This is a genomic window from Xylophilus sp. GOD-11R, assembly GCF_033546935.1.
In the GTDB taxonomy this organism is placed as follows: Bacteria; Pseudomonadota; Gammaproteobacteria; order Burkholderiales; family Burkholderiaceae_C; genus Xylophilus.
The window spans coordinates 3,076,946-3,095,415 of record NZ_CP137854.1; the positions used below are offsets into that span (position 1 = coordinate 3,076,946).

Consider the following 18,470-nt stretch of genomic DNA (forward strand, 5'->3'; position numbering starts at 1 on the left):
GGATATTGGTTTTGGCGCTGCGGTGCGGGGGCTCAATGGCCGGGCAGTGGATGCGCGGGGGGATGGGCTGTTTTTGTTCTGGTGGAGCCGTGGGCTTTTTCTTTGCCGAGCGGGTTTCTCTGGTTTCTTTTCTTCTCTCTGCCGAGGGTGGAGCTGGGGGCTTGCGCGCCCCCAGACCCGCGGTAACTTTCTTTCCGCTGAAAGAAAGTCACCAAAGAAAAGCTTTTGAAGACGAGCTCGAGGCTCGGTCGGGCCATTGCTTCGCTCGGCCTGGGGAATGTGCCTTCGAACGCTCTAACGGCAACAGTTTGGACAAGGGTTGATCCCGGGCCTGGGCCCCTGCTTCGCAGGGTCGGGGCTGAGAGGGTAAGAACAGGCGACCGCACTGAGCACGGTAAGGGGGCCGCGCTGAATCGATCTCCACGCGCGCTGCGCAACGGGGTCTGGGTCACGTCCTGATGGCCCGCCCGTTCGTGCGCTGCTCGGTCGATGTTCGAGTGCCACGCCCAGTTTTCCGCCAGGGAACTCGCATGGCGCCTGCGCGCTCCGCCAGTGCGGTCGCCTGTTCTTATCCTCTCAGCCCCGACCCTGCGAAGCAGGGGCCATGGCTCTGGATCGACCCTTGTCCAAACTGTTGCCGCTAGAGCGTTCGAAGGCACATTCCCCAGGCCGAGCGAAGCTATGGCCCGACCGAGCCTCGAGCTCGTCTTCAAGGGCTTTTCTTTGGTGACTTTCTTTTGTCCCAACAAAAGAAAGTTACCGCGGGTCTGGGGGCGCGCAAGCCCCCAGCTCCACCCTCGGCAGAGAAAAGAAGAGAGCAAAAAGCACGATGCCCCGCAAGAAAAGGCAATGCCCCACCCCCCCCAAAAACCCAGTAGAAAAAGAGAAGAAAAGCGCTCGACACCCAAGCAAGGAGAGCCACGCCCGGCAAGGCCACCAGCCAAGCCACCAAGCCCCCCTACCCCGGTCATGGATGACAAGACTGCGTCAGCACCATCATCGAATGGGCCGGCAACTCGTGCTGCTCCCCTGCATGCCAGGGCGAAATATCCGCCACCGCATCCGACTCTGCATCCTCTCCCGTCGCGACAGGCTGGCCATCGAGCGTGGAGGTATCGATCCGAGGCGTCCAGCCGCCCGTCGCCGCCGGGCTTTCCGGCACGGTGAAAGTCGCGTCTTCGTGCGATGCGTTGATGAGGATCAGCACCGAATCGCCGGTCACTTCCGAACCGTCGGCAGCCACTTCTCCGGTCCGGCATCCATCGAGCAGGAAGGCGACCAGGCGGACTTCGGGCGTGTCCCACTCCTCCTGGGTCATTTCCTGCCCCCAGACGTTGAACCAGCAGATGTCACGCCGCCCGGATTCGTCCTCCTGTCCGCTCAGGAAGCGCGAACGACGCAACACGGGCTGCGATTTGCGGAACGAGGCCAGCCGATGCACGAAGACATAGAGCGGATCGCCGCGCTTCTCCGCGCTCCAGTCGAACCAGCTGATCTCGCTGTCCTGGCAATACCCGTTGTTGTTGCCGCCCTGCGTGCGCGACATCTCGTCGCCGCCGAGCAGCAAGGGCACGCCCTGCGACACGAACAGCGTGGTCAGCAAATTGCGCTTCTGCCGCTCGCGCAGCACCAGCACTTCTTCATCTTCGGTCTCGCCCTCGGCGCCACAGTTCCAGCTGCGGTTGTGGCTTTCACCGTCGCGGTTGTCCTCGTGATTGGCGTCGTTGTGCTTCTCGTTGTAGCTGACCAGATCCTGCAAGGTGAAACCGTCGTGCACCGTCACCACGTTCACGCTGGCTCCCGGTCCGCGCCGCGACCAGCCGAACACGTCGGACGATCCGCAGATGCGGGCCGAAAACTCGGGCAGTGCGCCGTCCTCGCCGCGCCAGAAGTCGCGAACCGAGTCGCGGTACTTGCCGTTCCACTCGGCCCAGGGCGCGGGGAAGCCGCCGACCTGGTAGCCGGTCGGGCCGATGTCCCAGGGCTCGGCGATGAGCTTGACCTTGGCCAGCACCGGGTCCTGCTGGATCACCGAGAAGAAGGCCGACCGCTGGTCGAAGTCGTTGGCCGCGCGGCCCAGGGTGGAGGCCAGGTCGAAACGGAAACCGTCGACGTGCATCTCTTCGACCCAGTAGCGCAGGCTGTCCATGATGAGGCGCAGCACGACCGGGCTGCTGCTGTCTAAGGTGTTGCCGGTGCCGGTGTAGTCGACGCAGAAGCGCCGGTCTTCCGGGCTCAGGCGGTAGTAGCCGGCATGGTCGATGCCCTTGAACGAAAGCGTCGGGCCCAGGTGGTTGCCTTCGGCGGTGTGGTTGTAGACCACGTCCAGAATGACCTCGATGCCCTGCGCGTGCAGCGCCTTCACCATGCCCTTGAACTCGTCGATGGTGGCCTGCGGGCTGTTGCCCTCCATGCCGTAGCGTGGCTCGGGCGCCAGGAAACCGATGGTGTTGTAGCCCCAGTAGTTGGCCAGGTTCTCGTTGACCAGCCGCTCGTCGTCGACGAAGGCGTGAACCGGCAGCAGCTCCACCGAGGTGACGCCCAGGCGCTTGAGGTGCGCCACGGCGGCGTCGGAGGCCATACCGGCGTAGCGACCGCGCACGTGCTCGCCGATCTCCGGATGCTGCTGGGTGAAGCCCTTCACATGCACTTCGTAGAAGATGGTTTCATGCCAGGGCACGTTGGGACGCTTGTCGCCGCCCCAGTCGAAATGGTTGTCGACCACCACGCACTTGGGCATGTCGGCGCCGTTGTCGGTTTCGTCGATGGTCAGGTCCTGGTCCTCGGCGTCGAGCACATAGGCGTAATGGCTCGGGTTGCCGACCACGGTGCGGTCCAGCGCCTGCGCATAAGGGTCGAGCAGCAGCTTGGCGCCGTTGAAGCGCATGCCCTCCTCGGGCTGGTAGGGACCATATACCCGGTAGCCGTAGCGGGTGCCGGGCTTGCAGTCGCGCAGGTAGACATGCCAGACATCGCCGGTGCGGTCGGCCATTTCCACACGGGCCACTTCGGTGGCGCCGTCTTCGGCATAGAGGCATAGCTCGATGCGTTCGGCGGGCACCGAATGCAGGGCGAAATTGGTGCCCTGTCCGTCCCACTGGGCTCCGAGCCTCACCGCACTGCCGCGCTCGGCGCGGGTGAAAAGCGGGTGGACGTGTTCTTCCGTAATGGCTGCCATCTTCGCGCTCATGTTGAAACTTTCATAACTCGCACCGGGTGCGAGCGGGGGACTTGGAAAACGGTTCGCGGCGATCAGAGCGGCGCGGTGGCGACGATCTTCAGCGGCAGCGCGGCGCTGGCGATACTGGTGAACTTGGCGGATGAACCCGAGACCTTGCTCTCGTTGCTGGCCTCGCGGCCAGTGGCCTTGGCGCTCGACGGCACAGAGGCGAGTTGCGGCGACGACAGCTGTGCCACCGACGAGAAATAACCCGCCGGCACCACGACGACGCCCGCCTCGCTCACATGGAAACGCTTACGGTCGCTCTCGAGGTCGTGGCCGATGCGCTCACCAGGCGGAATGTGGTTGTCCTGGTCGATGATGGCGCGGCGGATCTGCGCGCCCGCGCCGATGACCGAGCGCTCCATCACGATGCAGTGCTCCAGCCGCGCGTCGTGGTGCACCGTGACGGCGCGGCGCAGCATGGCGTGGTCGAGGATGGCGCCGTCGACAATGCAGCCGGAGCCAACCACCGAACGGTTGATCGCGCCGTTCTCGATCTGCGCCGACTCCGACGGATCGGGGCTGGCGTAGATCGGCCACTGGCGGTTGGTCATGCGGAACTTCGGTGTCACGCCCAGGGTGTCGAAGTGGGCGGCGAAGTAAGCGTCGATAGTGCCGACGTCGCGCCAGTAGCCGTGTTCCTCGAAAGGCGCGGTGCCGGGGATTTCGTTGGTCGCGAAGTCGTAGGCCACCAGTTTGTGGCTCTGCACCATCTTCGGCAGGATGTGCTTGCCGAAGTCGCTCTCGCCGGTGTCGTGCGCACGCTTGAGTGCTGCCAACAGCACGTCGGCCTTGAAGATGTAGTTGCCCATCGAAGCCAGCGCGTGGGTGTCGCTGCCGGGCATGGGGTTGGCCGACTTGGGCTTTTCCTTGAAGTCGGTGATACGGTGGTCGGCGTCGATCTCGACCACGCCGAACTGGCTGGCTTCGGCCAGCGTCACCGGCAGGGTCGCCACGCTGACGTCGGCGTTGGTCTGCTTGTGGAAGTCGATCATCTGGCGCACGTCCATGCGGTAGATGTGATCGGCGCCGAAGACGGCCACGTACTCGGGCTGGAAGGTCTCGATGAGGTGGATGTTCTGGTAGACGGAATCGGCCGTGCCCTGGAACCACTCGGGTCCATTGCGCATCTGCGGCGGCACCACGGTCACGAAGTGGTCGGGGCCGAAGCGCGGCAGCGTCCAGGCGGTGCGCACATGCTCAATGAGCGACTGGCTCTTGTATTGCACCAGCAGGTAGATCGAGAAGATCTCCGAGTTGATCAGGTTCGACAGCACGAAATCGACGACGCGATGCTTGCCGTTGAAAGGCACCGCCGGCTTGCAGCGGTCTGCCGTGAGTGGATGCAGGCGCGAGCCCTCACCGCCGGCCATTACGAATGCGAGAACGTTTTTGTTGCTGGGCATGGCCGTCTCCGGAATACAGCAGTAGTGATGAAAAATCAGGAAAAAGAAGCAAGCGGGCGGTCTGACAGGAAGACCACCGAGAGAGGCGGCAAAGTCACGGTGAGCCGGTGGCTGCAGCCTGCACAGCCCTGCGGCTCGGCAAAGACGCCACCCAGGTTGCCGATGCCGCTGCCGCCATACACGGCGGCGTCGCTGTTGAGCACCTCGTGCCAGTAGCCTTCGTGCTGGGTGCCGACATGCACGCCGTGCATCGGCGCGGCAGTCAGGTTGCAAAGCACCAGCACATGGCCATCGCCATCGCCCGCATGGCGCCAGAAGGCCAGCACGGTGCGGCTATCGTTTTCCAGCGAGGCCCAGGAAAAGCCGCGTTTTTCGAAGTCGTAGCGGTGCAGTGCAGGCAGCTGTTTGTAGGCGCGATTGATGTCGGCGACCCAGCGGCCGATGCCCGCATGACGCGGCTGCGCCCACAGGTCCCAATCGAGCGTGCGTTCGTGGTGCCACTCGCGCACCTGACCGAACTCGCCGCCCATGAAGAGCATCTTCTTACCCGGATGGCCCCACATGAATCCGAACAGGCTGCGCAGGCCCGCAGCGCGCTGCCAATCGTCGCCGGGTTGTTTTTCGTACAGGCTTCCCTTGCCGTAGACCACTTCGTCGTGCGAGAGCGGCAGCATGAAGTTCTCGTTGAAGGCATACCAGAACGAGAAGCGCAGTTCGTCCTGGTGGTACTCGCGGTAGAAGTGCGGTCGCTCGAAATACCGCAGCGAGTCGTTCATCCAGCCCATGTTCCACTTCATGCCGAAACCCAGCCCGCCCATTTCGACAGGGCGCGACACGCCGGGCCAGCTCGACGACTCCTCGGCCACCATGTGGATGTCCGGGAAGGCCCGGTACACCACGGTGTTGAGCTCGCGCATGAACTTCACCGCCGGCAGGTTTTCATTGCCGCCGTTCTCGTTGGGCAACCACTGACCGTTCTCGCGCGCGAAGTCGAGGTAGAGCATCGACGCGACCGCGTCCACCCGCAGACCGTCGAAGTGGTAGTACTGCAGCCAGAACAGGGCGTTGGCGATGAGGAAGTCGCGGACCTCGTAGCGGCCGTAGTTGAAGATCAGGCTGTTCCACTGCGGATGGAAACCCAGTCGCGGATCCTGGTGCTCGTAGAGGTGCGTGCCGTCGAATGCGCCAAGACTGTGCGCGTCCGAGGGAAAGTGCGAAGGCACCCAGTCGAGCAGTACACCGAAGCCGCGCTGGTGCAGCGTGTCGACCAGCGCCATCAGGTCCTGCGGCGTACCGTAGCGCGACGATGGCGCGTAATACGACGTGATTTGATAGCCCCAAGATCCGTAGAACGGGTGCTCGGCCACCGGCATCAGCTCGACGTGCGTGAAACCCATCGCTTCGCAATGGGCGGCCAGGCGATTGCCGATCTCGCGATAGTTGAGGAAGGTCCCGTCCTCGGCGCGCTGCCACGAACCCAGGTGCACTTCATAGACCGACATCGGCTGGTCCATGGCCTGGCGGCGCGCACGCGCGGCCATCCAGTCGCTGTCATGCCACTGGTATTGCAGCGAGGCGATGCGCGAGGCGGTGCGGGGTGGGGCTTCGGCGGCAAAGGCGACCGGATCGGCCTTTTCGAATTCGGGACCTTGCTGCGGCAGGATGCGGTACTTGTAGCAGTCGCCTTCGGCAGCGCCGGGCACGAAGCCGCTCCAGCGGCCGCTGCCGTCGTGATGGGAGTGAAGCGGCTGGCTCTTCCAGCCATTGAAGTCACCGATGACCGAGACCTCGCGCGCGTTGGGCGCCCATACGCAAAAGGCCGTGCCGCTCTGGCCATCGCGTTCTGTCAGGTGGGCGCCCAGCGCCTCGAAAATTCGGTGGTGGGGAGCGGCTTGCAGAGGCCTTTCGGGCGTCTGAGCCAGCGGTCCTGGGTGCTGCGGAACGGTATCGGCAGCGGCGCGCAATGTCATGGTGGCTCGTGTCCCGGAAGAATCGTCGAATCGACTCCACGAGTGTCTGTTGCGCCGCAGCAAGCACCCGCCAGAAAAACCGTTGTCACCGCGTAGGCAAGCACCGACAGGCTCGCAATAAACGTGCCGCCAAGCCCTTCGCGACGCTCGCGAAACGCCGGTTTTTCAGAGTCGCTCGATGGACTGTTGCGCCACTGCGGCCAGGGCGGTTTCGGTCACCAGCGCCGGTGCGATTTCGGCCAGCGGCCGCAGCACGAACGCCCGCTCGTGCATCCGCGGATGGGGCACGGTCAGCGTCGGCGAATCGATGGTCGCGTCGCCGTGGCGCAGCAGGTCGAGGTCGAGGGTGCGCGGCGCCCAGCGCCAGGGCCGCGTGCGGCCGGCGGCGTTCTCGATGGCCTGCAGATGCGCCAGGAGTTCGAGGGGTGCGAGGCGGGTTTCGATGGCCGCCACAGCGTTGAAATAATCCGGGCCGTCGGTGCCGACGGGTGCGCTGCGGTAGATGGAAGACCGCCGCACCAGGCGGCTGGCCGGCAGCGCGGCCAGGGCCTCGAAAGCGCCAGCCAGCGCGGCCTGCGCATCGCCCAGGTTGGCGCCGATGCCGACATAGGCCAGCACCGGGGTATCGCCACCCGGCGCCGGCAGTTGGGAATCAGTCGGCGGCAGCACCGTCCTGCCCGCCACGCTCACCACCGCCACCGCCACGTTCACCCGAAGGCTTGCGGCGACGACGACGCTTGCGCGGCGCCGCTTCGCCGTCGGCCGGCGGCGTGCCGGCGGTGTCGGCGCCCTCGCCTGCTTCGGCCTTCACTGCGTCATCGCCCTCCACACGGGGCGCGCGCGGCGCACGCGGCTTGCGGGCCGGCGCCGGTTCGCCGGAAGCAGCGGCGCGGGGCGCGGCACGTGGGCGCGCCTTCTGCTCGTCGCGCACCTGGTCGACCAGGTCCTGCCGGCGGATGTCGTCGGCGGTGCTGAACTCCTGCCACCAGTCGGCCAGCACTTCGTCGATCTCGCCGATGTCCGAGCGCAAGCGCATGAAGTCGAAACCAGCCCGAAAGCGCGGCTGTTCCACCAGACCGAAGGGCGCGCTGCCGGTGCGCTTCTCGAAGCGCGGCTGCATCACCCAGATCTCGCGCATGTCGGCGGCCAGCTTGCCACGGCCGGACACGTCGCCGATGCGCTTGTCGAAGACTTCATCGATCGCCTCGTGCAGCGCCGGCACCGGATGGGCGCGGTCCTTGTCGACCCTTCGCTGCCAGGCCGAACGCACGTCTTCCCACAGCACGGCTGCCAGCAGGAACGAAGGCGCCACCGGCTTGCCCTCGCCGACGCGGCGATCGGTGTCGAGCAGCGCGGCCTTGATGAAAGGCTCGTCGGCATGCTGCACCACGATGTCGAGCAGCGGATAGATGCCCTTGGCCAGACCGAGTTTGCGCAGCTGCTCGATGCTGGCGATGGAATGCCCGGTCTGCAGCAGCTTGAGCATCTCGTCGAACATGCGGCTTTGCGGCACATCGGCCAGCAAGGCCTGGGAGGCCACCAGCGGCGAGGCGGTCTTGGGGTCGAGCGAGAAGCCGAGCGCGCTCAGCTTGGCGGCGAAACGCACCGCGCGCACGATGCGCACCGGGTCTTCGCGGTAGCGGGTGGCCGGGTCGCCGATCATGCGCAGGGTGCGCTTCTGGGCGTCCTTGATGCCGCCGTGGTAGTCGACCACGACCTGCGTCTGCGGGTCGTAGTACATGGCGTTGACGGTGAAGTCGCGGCGGGTGGCGTCCTCGTCCTGCGGACCCCAGACGTTGTCGCGCAGCACCCGGCCGGACGAGTCGACCGCATGCGTCATGCCGGCCAGCTCGCTCTTGCTGGTGCGCTCGTTGCCGGCCACCTGCTCGGCCGCCGTGTTGTCCATGTAGGCGCGGAAAGTGGAGACCTCGATCACCTCGTGCTCGCGGCCGCGCCCGTACACCACGTGCACGATGCGAAAGCGCCGGCCGATGATGAAGGCCCGCCGGAACAGCGACTTGACCTGCTCCGGCGTGGCGGTGGTGGCCACGTCGAAATCCTTGGGGCGCAGGCCCAGCAACAGATCGCGCACCGCACCGCCCACCACGTAGGCCTCGAAACCGGCCTCCTGCAGGGTGCGCACCACGTCCACCGCACGCCGGTCGACCAGGGTGGGATCGATCTTGTGGATGGACGGCGGCACTTCCGTGCGCTTGCCGAAGTTCGGCTTTTTCGGGGCGGCGCCTGCGGCGGGCTTTCCGAGCAGCTTGTCGATGAATTTCTTGATCATGGTGGGCCCGGTTCAGGCGTCGGCTTGCGAAAAGAGGTCGAGGATGGGCCAGCCGCGTTCGGTGGCCAGCGCGCGCAGGCGCGGGTCGGGATTGGTCGCGACCGGATGGTCGACCCGCTCCAGCAGGGCCAGGTCGTTGAGCGAATCGCTGTAGAAAGTGGCTTCGACATCGCCCCAGTCCCAGCCGCGCGCGGCGAGCCAGGCCTGCATGCGGGCGACCTTGCCTTCGCGCGCCGACGGGATGCCGTCGATCGCGCCGGTGATCCAGCCGCTTTCGTCGCGCACAAGGTCGACGGCGATCAGTTCGGCAATGCCCAGGGCGTCGGCGATCGGGCGGGTGACGAAGGCGTTGGTGGCGGTGACGATGACCAGCTCGTCGCCGGCGGCGCGGTGGCGCTCCACCAGCGCGCGCGCGGCCGGCAGGATGGCCGGCGTGATGACCTCGGCCATGAACCGCTCGTGGGCCGCCGCGGCGGCCTCGGCGCCACGCAGGCGCACCGCGTCGGTGGCGAAGCGCACATAGTCGTGGATGTCGAGGGTGCCCGCGCGGTAGTGCGCGAAGAACTCGTCGTTGCGGCGGTTGAACTCGACCGGGTCGGTCCAGCCGAGGGTGGCGGTGAACACGCCCCAGGAATGGTCGGAATCGAGCGGCAGCAGCGTGTGGTCCAGGTCGAACAGGGCGAGGCGGGGCCGCTCGCGCGGACTTCGTTTTTCTTCTTGGATATCGGCGGTCATTCGGATTCGAGCATGGCGCGCACCAGGGGAATGGTGAGCGCGCGCTGGGTGCGCAAGGCGTATTGGTCGAGCTTTTCGAGCAGCTCCATCAGGCTGCCGAGGTCGCGGCTGAAACGGTTGAGCATGAAGTCCATGACCTCGTCGCCCAGAAACAGCCCGCGCGCATCGGCAGCCTGGCGCAGCACGGCGCGGCGCTCGGCCTCGTTGGGCACCTGCAGGTGGAAGATGTGGCCCCACCCTAGCCGAGTGCGCAGGTCTTCACGCAGATTCAGGTCGGCTGGCGGCAGGCTGCCGGCGGCGACCACCCAGCGCGGACGCGCGTCCGACGGCGTGAGCGCATTGACGAACCAGTTGAAGGCGGTGTGCTGCTGGCCGGCGTCGTAGAGCTGCACGTTGTCCATCAGCACGCAGTCCCAGCGCTCGTCGAAGGCGGGCGGGTTGCGGTCGCAGGCGTCGAGAAAGCCGCACAGCGAACGCTGGGCGTGCAGGGCTTCCTGCACCGCTTTGAGCAGGTGCGTCTTGCCGCTGCCGGAGTCACCCCAGAGATAGGTGGGCACCGGTGCACGGGTGGCGATGCCGGCGGATTCGGCCCACAGCCGGAGATGGGACAAGGCGTCGGCATTGCTGCCAGGCCAGAATCCGGCAAGCGTAGGGACCGTCGGCAAGCCGATGTCTAGCGCGATCTGCTGCATCGGTGGTTGAAATCGCAAAGGGTGGAATGCCCGGCGCCCCATGCGCCGTGTAACAACAGGCAAACCGCGATTTTATGCCGCTTGTCAGCTCACCTTGCGAAGCTCGGCCACACGCTCGGCCACCGTGTCCAGATCGAGCGCGTCGGTGGCGTTGGCCAGATAGGCTTCGAGGTCGGTCACCGCCTCTGCCGTGCGGCCCTGTTCGGCCAGCGCCAGGCCCCGGTCCCGGTACTCGGCCCACGACTCGGGCGCCAGCACCAGCAGCCGGTCGAGCACGGTCGACAGCCGCAGCCAGTCGTGCTGCGACTGGTGGATTTCCTTGAGGTTGCGCAGCATGCGCATCAGGATCTCGCGCGGCGTTGCCGCCTGCAGGTAGAGGCCGAGCGGCACGTCGAATTCGTCGACCATGCCGCTGCGCCGCTTGAAGGGTTCGAGCCGCTCGGTGAGCTCTTCACGCGAGAGCGAATGGCCGTTGAACGGGTCGATCACCACCTGGCCCTTGGGCAGGTTGATCTTCACCATGAAGTGCCCCGGAAACGCCACGCCGCGCACATGCAGCGACAGGCCATGCGCCAGCTCCATCCACAGCACCGCCAGCGATATCGGGATGCCGCGCCGGGTGCGCAGCACCGCGTTCAGGTAGCTGTTGTCGGGGTCGTAGTAGTTGTTGACGTTGCCGCCGAAACCGAGTTCGTTGAAGAAGAACTGGTTGAGCACCCGCAGCCGCTGCAGCGCGGGCGCGTCGGCCGGCAGGCGGCGCTTGACGCGGGCCAGGAGCTGGTCGACGTCGCCGAGCACCTGCTGCACATCGAGCTCGGGGTATTCGTCCTGGGCCAGGCTGACGGCCGCTTCAAAGAGAGGAATGTCCTCGTCGTCACCGACCAGGGCCGCGAAATACTGCAAGGGGGTGGGAGCGGAAAACTGCATTTCCATGAACCATTCTGGCGGCGCGGCCGCGCGAGCGTCAAGTGCGGCGAACGGCTATCGAGGTCAGCGTCGACCAGTGGCGATCAGCGTCGCAACAGGCGCATCAGCTTCAGTCCGGCCAGCCACGCGGCAGAAAAATAGATCGCCGCCGACGCCACCAGCACGCCCGCCACCAGCAGCACGCGGTGCGCCGGCTCGGCCCGCAGCCCGGTCCAGTCGAAACGATCGGCCATCCACACCAGAAAGATCGCCAGCAGCGCGCTGGCTGCCAGCACCTGCAGCAGGTACAGACCCCACCCCGGCAGCGGGCGATAGGTGCCGCGCCGGATCAGGCCGGTGAGCAACCACAGTGCATTGACCAGCGCGCCGATGCCTATCGACAGCGTCAGGGCCGCGTGCTGCAGATAGGGCACCAGCAGCCAGTTGAGCAATTGGGTGAGCATGAGCACCCCCACGGCGATGCGCATCGGCGTGCGCATGTCGTGCCGCGCATAGAAGCCCGGCGCCAGCACCTTCACCGCCACGATGCCGAGCAGGCCGCAGCCGTAGCCCATCAGCGCCACCGTCGTCTGCTGCACGTCGCGCTCGCTGAACAGGCCGTAGTGGTACAGCACCGCCACCAGGGGACGCGCGAACACCAGCAGCCCCACCACGCAGGGCACCGACAGCACCACCACCACCCGCAGGCCCCAGTCGAGCATGTCGGAGTAACGCGTCTCGTCCTTCGCCGCCCGGGCCGCCGCGAGCTGCGGCATCAGCACCACGCCCAGCGCCACGCCGAGCAGCGCCGTCGGGAACTCCATCAGCCGGTCGGCATACACGATCCAGCTGACGCTGCCGGGCGCCAGGTGCGAGGCGATCTGCGTGTTGATCAGCAGCGAGATCTGCGCCACGCTCACCCCGAGCAGCGCCGGCAGCATCAGCCGGGCCACGCCCCGCGTGGTGGGATCGGCCCACGAGCGGCGCACGGCCGACAGCGTGAGGCCGATGCGCGGCAGCAGTCCGAGCCGCAGCAGCGCCGGCACCTGCCAGACCAGTTGCAGCAGCCCGCCGACCATCACGCCCACGCACTGGGCGTAGATGGGTTCGATGCCGTGTTGACGGAACCACGGCGCACCCCAGGTGATCGACAGGATCAGGCACACGTTGAGCAGCACCGGCGAGGCCGCCGGCACCGCGAAGCGCTTCCAGGTATTGAGGATGCCGCCGGCCAGCGCCACCATCGACATGAAGCCGATGTAGGGAAACATCCAGCGGGTCATGTTGACGGCCGCGTCGTAGCCTTCCGGCGTCTGCTGCAGCCCGCTGGCGATGGCCCACACCATGAGCGGCGCGCCGATCACGCCGGCCAGGCACAGCAGCAGCAGGGTCCAGGCGAGGATCGTCGCCACATGGTCGATGAGCGCCCGAGCCCCCTCCTCGCCCCGCTCCACACGCGTGGCGGCGAGCACGGGCACGAAGGCTTGGCTGAAAGCGCCTTCGCCGAACACGCGGCGGAACAGATTGGGAATGCGAAACGCGACGTTGAACGCGTCGGTGATCGCGGAAACCCCGAACACCGAAGCCATCAGCAGCTCGCGGGCCAGCCCGGTGATGCGCGATGCCAGGGTCAGCAGGGAGACGATGGAGGCGGATTTGAATAGCGACACCGCCGCGAGTGTAGTGGCCCACCAACGCAAAGAGACCGGCGACGCGCACCCTGCGACCAGTCCTTCAAGGCGCCTGCCAAAGCGCGGCTTTCCCCAGGCCGCTCGGCCGCCAAAGGCGCCGAAGGCCGTCGGAGGATGCCGCGGACCGGCTTTGCCGGTTCGCCGGCATCGCCCCCCGGTAGGGGGGTAGGCGGCTACACGAAGTGAGCAAGCCTGGGGGGCGAGCTATAATCCGCGGTTTCGCGCAACATCCTCGAACAACTCAAGGAACACTAGATCATGGCAACCAAGCCCAAGAAAAAGAACCCGCGCCTCGCGTCGGGCCGTAAACGCGTCCGCCAGGACATCAAGCTGAACGCCGCGAACACCTCGCTGCGTTCCAAGTACCGTACCGCCGTCAAGAACGTCGAGAAGGCCGTCGCTGCCGGTGACAAGACCAAGGCTGCCGAAGCCTTCGCCCGCGCCCAGAGCGTGGTCGACACCGTGGCCGACAAGGGCATCTTCCACAAGAACAAGGCCTCCCGCGACAAGAGCCGCCTGGCCGCCAAGGTCAAGGCACTCGCCACCACCCAAGCCGCCGCCTGAGGCTGCACTAGCAAAATCAGGTAAGCCCGGACGGGCGCCTTCCACGCAGGAAAGCGTTCTCCGCCGTTTGCATTGGGTGCGCTGCGCGAAAAGCAAGAAAACCGCCTTCGGGCGGTTTTTTTGCGTCTGGCGTCGGCGAGAACGAATCGGCAACCATGGGCATCCGATCCGTCTGGCCGCCGCTGCCAGTCAACCCGTCTGGCCGAACCCCGCCCGCACCACGAATTCGCTCGGCCGCCGCGCGTGCACGAACAGCCGCAATACCTGCCGCGCCCGCGTGATCGCTACGTAGAAAAGATTCGCCTCGTCCGCCGGCCGGCCCTGCGCGTCGGGAAACTCGCCCTGCTCCATCCACGGCAGCAGCACCTCGCGAAATTCCAGCCCTTTCACCGCCGCCGCACTCGCCAGTGTGATCGCCGCACTGCGCCGCATGCCGGCCTGCCGCTGCGCCGTGTCGTTGAGATGCTTGAAAAATGTCCGCGTGTCCGGGTAATGCGCCGCCAGCGCCCGCAGCCCGGCCAGATTACGCAGCGCCCCGGCACGGCGTTCAGGCCGCACCAGCGCCTGCGCCACGAACCAAGGCATGTCGAGTGCGTCCAGGAAACGCCCGAACCGGTCTTCGTGCGCCTCATCAGCGGCCACCGCCAGGGCCGCGCGCAAGCGCCGGGCCGCAGCCGGCTCCGCCTTGCGCAGCACGTGGTTCTGCAGGAAGAGCGGCAGGTTCTCGGCATTGCCGGCGAAGTCGCGCAGCGCTTCGGCCATCAGCGCCGCCTGCGTCACGTCGGGCTGGTCCGGGTCTTCGTCGAAGGTGGTGCCACAGAACAGCACGAAGGCCTGCACCATGCGCAAGAGCGTGTCGCGCCCTTCCAGACTGGCGAAATCGCGGGTGGCGATGGCGAGCAGTCCGCGCACCAGCAGCACTTCCGAGCGCAGCAGGTAACTTTCGAACCCGATGCTGCGATAGGGAATATCGGCATGGATCAGCGCGTTCTCGATCGCGATCGACTGGTGCTCGTGCCGTAGTAGCACGGCGAGTCCGGCCGCATCGCGCACGCTCTTTCGGCCGCCGCGAACGGCGGCCAGCACCTGCGCGGCGCCATCGTCCTCGTCGGCATAGGTGGCAACGGTGATCGTCGTCTTGGCAGCGCCGCCCGACTCGAGCGGCTTGCGGATGAAACGCCCGGCCGGACCGGCGAGCGCCTCACCGAAGCGAAAGCTCGCCGCCAACGGCAGGAACTGCGCGCGGCGCGCGGTGTCGGCGTCGATCCGCCCTTTCATGAACACCGCATCGGCGCCAGCCGCCGCGTGGATCACCTGGTCGGCATCGCCCACGCCGGTGAAGAAGCAACCGCGCCCGCCCAGCAGATGCAGCAGGATCGAATACATCGCTTCGTTCATGTCGTGCATCTCGTCGACCAGCAGCACCCGCAGTCGCTGCGGCCACGCGGACGACGCGGTGGTGACGCCGTCCTCGCGACCGCGGGCCAGGATGCGGGCCAGGTCATAAGTGGCGTCGGCAGGCCCCCGAAACAGCGGCCGATCCGGATGCCCGCCCGCCCGCAAGCGCTCATAGGCATGGAAGCAGCGCAGCGTCATGTAGCGCATGCCCATCTCGGCCGCGTCGTCCGGGGAGAGCGGGCCGTCGGGGGCCTCGCGCTCCAGCCGGAGCGTGCCCTTGATCCGCAGCATGTCGTCGAGAAACTCCGCCACGAAGCCGGCGTCGCCCTGCGAGGGATATTCCAGCGCGTCCGGCCAGCGCTCGTCGGCCTGCGAGTCCACCCGCTGCACGGCCTCCCAGACGGTCTCGCGCAACTCCTCGGCGCGCAGCCGGCGCGGCACCGCCACGCCACCTTCGAGGGGCAGCAATATGGACGCGGCGAAGGCTTCGAAGCTGGCGATGCGAAAGCGCTGGATCGCATCGTCCGGCACGCCGATGCCCGCGAGTGCCCGACGAAAGGCATCGCAGGCAACATCGGTATAGGTGAGCACCAGGCAGTCGGCTGGCGCCGTGCCGCGCGACCAGGCTTCGGCAAGGCGCAGCGCCAGGGTGGTGGTCTTGGCGGCGCCGGCGCGGGCTTCGATCAGCAGCGTCGGGGCAGTCGATGTCTGGATGGCGCGCTGCTCGTCCGTCGGCTGCAGCAGATCGGGCGACGGAACGTAGCGCGGACCGCGGTCCGCCGCAGTCAAGAGTTGCCGCCCGCTGGAGACGCCGGCGGGATGGCGCCGGGCATCGCGTCGGCCTGGGTGACCTGCAGGCCGTTGTCGCGCGCGAAGTTCATGACGAAGTCCCAGGCCATGGCATCGTAGTCGCGCAGGTCGGGATGCACCACCACGCACTTCACACCGCCGATCGAGGTCGGGATGCACCAGGGCGAATAGCCGAGATGGCTGCCCGGGCGAGGGCCGCCGGGGCGAAACGAGCTCATGACACCGGCGAGGCGTTCGGCCCAGTCGCTCGGGCGAAAGGTGCGCCCGTCGGCTGTGAGGCCCTGGATGAAGACTTCTTTGGTGTAGGCGGCCATCGGGTATGAAGCAAACAGCCCCTCGGGCTGCCGAGATCGTCAGCAGGCCCAGGACCGGCTGGCATTCTAACGTTGCGCAAGCCTCACCGGACGGGTTTACCCGGCGCCGTGCAGCGCATCGCAGTCATGCGCCAAAGTCAACGAAGCTGTCGCACGCTGCGCCTAGAATCCGCCCTCCTCGCCCCAATCAGCATTGAGAGAAACCACCGCATGACCGCCAACGCCGCGCCCGCCTCTTCCCATCTGATGAACACCTACGGCCGACTGCCGATCGCCATGTCGCACGGGCAGGGCGTGTGGATCTGGGACACCGAAGGCCGCAAATACCTCGACGGGCTGGGCGGCGTGGCGGTCAACACCCTGGGCCATGCGCATCCCAAGCTGGTGCCCGCCCTGCAGGAACAGGTCGCCCAGTTGATCCACTGCTCCAACTACTACCACGTGCCCAGCCAGGAAGCGCTGGGCGCCAAGCTGGCCGAACTCTCGGGCCTGAACAACGCCTTCTTCTGCTCGACCGGCCTCGAGGCCAACGAATGCGCGATCAAGCTGGCGCGCAAGTTCGGCCACGACAAGGGCATCGAGCGCCCGGAGATCGTCGTGTACGAGAACGCTTTCCACGGCCGCTCGATCGCCACCTTGTCGGCGACCGGCAACGTGAAGGTGCAAAAAGGATTCGCGCCGCTGACCGAAGGCTTCATCCGCGTGCCGGTCAACGACATCGAGGCGCTCAAGAAAGCGACCGACGGCAATCCGAACGTGGTCGCCGTGTTCCTGGAAACCATCCAGGGCGAGGCCGGCATCGTGCCGATGCGGGCCGAATACCTGCGCCAGGTGCGTGCGCTCTGCGACGCGCAGGACTGGCTGATGATCATCGACGAAGTGCAGTGCGGCATGGGCCGCACCGGCAAGTGGTTCGCCCACCAGTGGGCCGGCATCAAGCCCGACGTCATGCCGCTGGCCAAGGGCCTGGGCTCGGGCGTGCCGATCGGCGCGGTGGTGGCCGGGCCGCGCGCGGCCAACATCTTCCAGCCGGGCAACCACGGCTCCACCTTCGGCGGCAACCCGCTGGCCACCCGCGCCGGCGTGGAAACCATTCGCATCATGGAAGAAGACGGCATCGTCGAACATGCCGCGCGGGTGGGCGACTACCTCAAGCAGTCGCTCGAGAAGGCATTGGCCGGCGTGCCCGGCGTGGTCGAGGTGCGCGGCCAGGGCCTGATGCTGGGCATCGCCCTCGACCGCTCCTGCGGCGACATCCAGTGGCGCCTGGCGCAGGCCGGCCTGCTGGTGAGCGTGCAGGCCGACACCGTGGTGCGCCTGGTGCCGCCGCTGATCATCACCGAGGCCGAATGCGACCAGCTGGTCGAGCTGCTCGTGCCGGTGCTCAAGGCCTTTCTCGCCTGAGTCCGCCTGCCAAGTTAAGCTTGGCGCCCGGATTTCGACCGACCACGCCGTGGACCTTCTCCACGGCGTTCCTTTTTCTCGACTTGTCCCTTGACGCCATGACCGCACCGATCCGCCACTACCTGCAGTTCAAAGACTTGCAAGCCGAGGAGTACGCCTGGATCTTCGAGCGAGCGAAAAAGATCAAGCGCATGTTCAAGGCCTACGAGAAATATCACCCGCTGGCCGACCGCACCATGGCGATGATCTTCGAGAAGGCCTCGACCCGCACCCGCGTGAGTTTTGAGGCCGGCATGTACCAGTTGGGCGGCAGCGTGGTGCACCTCACCACCGGCGACAGCCAGCTGGGCCGCGCCGAGCCGATCGACGACAGCGCCAAGGTCATCAGCCGCATGGTCGACCTGGTGATGATCCGCACTTACGAGCAGTCCAAAATCGCCGCCTTCGCCGCCGCCTCGCGGGTCCCGGTCATCAACGGCCTGACCAACGAATTCCACCCCTGCCAGATCCTGGCCGACGTGTTCACCTATATAGAACACCGCGGCTCCATCCAGGGCAAGGTGGTGGCCTGGGTAGGCGATGGCAACAACATGGCCAACACCTGGCTGCAGGCGGCCGAGTTGATGGGCTTCACGGTGCACATCAGCACGCCGGGCGGCTACGAGGTCGACCCGGTCGTGGCGGGTGTGGCGTCGACTGCTTGCTACAAGGTCTTCAAGGATCCGATGGACGCGTGCCGGGGCGCGGACCTGGTCACGACCGACGTCTGGACCAGCATGGGCTACGAAGCCGAGAACGAGGCGCGCAAGAAGGCCTTTGCCGATTGGTGCGTGGACACCGAGATGATGGCCGTTGCCAAGCCGGATGCGCTGTTCATGCACTGCCTGCCGGCGCATCGCGGGGAAGAGGTGCAGGCCGACGTCATCGACGGGCCGCAGTCGGTTGTCTGGGACGAGGCGGAAAACCGCATGCACGCGCAAAAGGCGCTGATGGAGTTTCTGCTGCTCGGGCGCGTGGAAAACTGAGACCACTTGAGCTGTTCATGGAGTAATAAATCCGGGCTCAGC

At 66.4% G+C, this 18,470-nt stretch carries 13 protein-coding genes and 1 pseudogene; 3 read left to right on the forward strand and 11 right to left on the reverse strand.

Going from position 1 to position 18,470, the window contains the following annotated elements; translation table 11 throughout:
- Positions 1–967: 967 nt before the first annotated feature.
- The 9 genes and pseudogenes from glgX to murJ form a co-directional block, all read right to left on the reverse strand.
- Complete coding sequence (glgX, locus tag R9X41_RS14345; RefSeq protein WP_318631121.1) at positions 968–3,190, reverse strand: glycogen debranching protein GlgX; 2,223 nt, start codon at positions 3,188–3,190, stop codon at positions 968–970.
- 167 nt (positions 3,191–3,357) lie between these two features.
- A pseudogene (gene glgC / locus R9X41_RS14350) lies at positions 3,358–4,629 on the reverse strand (glucose-1-phosphate adenylyltransferase); the annotation flags it as partial.
- A gap of 35 nt (positions 4,630–4,664) precedes the next feature.
- Complete coding sequence (glgB, locus tag R9X41_RS14355) at positions 4,665–6,599, reverse strand: 1,4-alpha-glucan branching protein GlgB (RefSeq protein WP_318631123.1); 1,935 nt, start codon at positions 6,597–6,599, stop codon at positions 4,665–4,667.
- A 165-nt stretch (positions 6,600–6,764) separates the two neighbouring features.
- Positions 6,765–7,217, reverse strand: coding sequence for a 2-amino-4-hydroxy-6-hydroxymethyldihydropteridine diphosphokinase (gene folK, locus R9X41_RS14360; RefSeq protein ID WP_318635244.1), 453 nt, complete (start codon positions 7,215–7,217; stop codon positions 6,765–6,767).
- Positions 7,218–7,251: 34 nt separating this feature from the next.
- Positions 7,252–8,889: a polynucleotide adenylyltransferase PcnB gene (pcnB, locus tag R9X41_RS14365; protein WP_318631124.1), complete on the reverse strand. Its 1,638-nt coding sequence runs from the start codon at positions 8,887–8,889 to the stop codon at positions 7,252–7,254.
- A gap of 12 nt (positions 8,890–8,901) precedes the next feature.
- The gene (locus R9X41_RS14370) at positions 8,902–9,624 is read right to left on the reverse strand and encodes an HAD family hydrolase (RefSeq protein WP_318631125.1); all 723 of its coding nucleotides are present in this window, start codon (positions 9,622–9,624) and stop codon (positions 8,902–8,904) included.
- Positions 9,621–10,316: a DnaA regulatory inactivator Hda gene (hda, locus tag R9X41_RS14375; RefSeq protein ID WP_318631126.1), complete on the reverse strand. Its 696-nt coding sequence runs from the start codon at positions 10,314–10,316 to the stop codon at positions 9,621–9,623. The genes R9X41_RS14370 and hda overlap by 4 nt, the downstream gene beginning before the upstream one ends.
- Before the next feature lie 84 nt (positions 10,317–10,400).
- Complete coding sequence (locus R9X41_RS14380) at positions 10,401–11,249, reverse strand: SirB1 family protein (RefSeq protein ID WP_318631127.1); 849 nt, start codon at positions 11,247–11,249, stop codon at positions 10,401–10,403.
- A 77-nt stretch (positions 11,250–11,326) separates the two neighbouring features.
- Positions 11,327–12,892 carry a murein biosynthesis integral membrane protein MurJ gene (gene murJ / locus R9X41_RS14385; RefSeq protein ID WP_318631128.1) on the reverse strand — a complete coding sequence of 522 codons (1,566 nt, stop codon included), beginning with the start codon at positions 12,890–12,892 and terminating at the stop codon, positions 11,327–11,329.
- Between the two features lie 279 nt (positions 12,893–13,171).
- Here murJ and rpsT point away from each other — a divergent pair, with 279 nt between their 5' ends.
- On the forward strand, positions 13,172–13,477 hold the full coding sequence (gene rpsT / locus R9X41_RS14390) for a 30S ribosomal protein S20 (protein ID WP_318631129.1): 306 nt from the start codon (positions 13,172–13,174) through the stop codon (positions 13,475–13,477).
- A 189-nt stretch (positions 13,478–13,666) separates the two neighbouring features.
- Here rpsT and R9X41_RS14395 read toward each other — a convergent pair whose 3' ends face one another.
- Positions 13,667–15,664 (reverse strand): 3'-5' exonuclease, encoded by a 1,998-nt coding sequence (locus tag R9X41_RS14395; RefSeq protein ID WP_318631130.1) that lies wholly within the window; start codon positions 15,662–15,664, stop codon positions 13,667–13,669.
- Entirely contained in the window at positions 15,661–15,999 is a 339-nt protein-coding gene (locus R9X41_RS14400; RefSeq protein WP_318631131.1) for a DUF3579 domain-containing protein, read from the reverse strand. The genes R9X41_RS14395 and R9X41_RS14400 overlap by 4 nt, the downstream gene beginning before the upstream one ends.
- Positions 16,000–16,209: 210 nt before the next feature.
- Here R9X41_RS14400 and R9X41_RS14405 point away from each other — a divergent pair, with 210 nt between their 5' ends.
- Positions 16,210–17,403, forward strand: coding sequence for an aspartate aminotransferase family protein (locus tag R9X41_RS14405; protein ID WP_318631132.1), 1,194 nt, complete (start codon positions 16,210–16,212; stop codon positions 17,401–17,403).
- 98 nt (positions 17,404–17,501) lie between these two features.
- The gene (argF, locus tag R9X41_RS14410; protein WP_318631133.1) at positions 17,502–18,428 is read left to right on the forward strand and encodes an ornithine carbamoyltransferase; all 927 of its coding nucleotides are present in this window, start codon (positions 17,502–17,504) and stop codon (positions 18,426–18,428) included.
- Positions 18,429–18,470 lie beyond the last annotated feature (42 nt).